The 663-nt window shown below is 54.0% G+C and carries 1 protein-coding gene; it reads left to right on the top strand.

All coding sequences use genetic code 11. The annotated features are described in order from the left end of the window. Positions 1-51 precede the first annotated feature (51 nt). The gene (locus tag M0651_RS23920; protein WP_248554157.1) at positions 52-591 is read left to right on the top strand and encodes a DoxX family protein; all 540 of its coding nucleotides are present in this window, start codon (positions 52-54) and stop codon (positions 589-591) included. Positions 592-663: the final 72 nt, after the last annotated feature.

Raw genomic sequence — 663 nt, 5'->3', positions numbered from 1 at the left:
AAGATGATCATCCGAAAAACAAAATCGTACATAACCAAAGGAGTGGGTATCATGTTTAACAATATCCTTAGAACAAATAAAGTGGCAATGTGGCTCTTGACCGTCATCCGCGTGTATCTCGGCTATCAATGGATCGAAGCCGGCTATCATAAACTGACCGGCGGCTTCGATGCCGCGGGCTTCCTGACCGGAGCGATCGCGAACAGCACCGGCGAACACCCCGCCGTGCAAGGCTGGTGGGCGACCTTCTTACAACACTTCGCCCTGCCAAACGTCGACCTCTTCAATGTCTTGGTGCCTTACGGTGAATTCCTGGTCGGCATCGGTCTCATCCTTGGTACCTTCACCACCTTCGCCGCACTGATGGGCTTCGTGATGAACGCCGCGTTCCTCTTCTCGGGTACGGTAAGCACCAACGCGCAAATGTTGATTCTTGAAGTCCTGGTCCTCGTCGCTGCGGCCAACGCCGGCAAAATCGGCCTCGACTACTACGTACTTCCTTACCTACGCAAGCTGTTTCATAAGAATAACGATACCGGAACGCAAACCCCGACACCTAAACAACCGCTGAACGTAAAACGCACGGCGTAACGGCAGAGTGATCGAGTAGGAGGGGGTGACTAACCCCCGTCCTCTCACACCACCGTACATGCGGGTCCGCAT

This window comes from Paenibacillus mellifer (assembly GCF_023195895.1).
GTDB classification, from domain to species: Bacteria; Bacillota; Bacilli; order Paenibacillales; family Paenibacillaceae; genus Fontibacillus; species Fontibacillus mellifer.
Note: the sequence above shows the minus strand (reverse complement) of the source record. Positions and strands in the feature narration are given on the sequence as shown.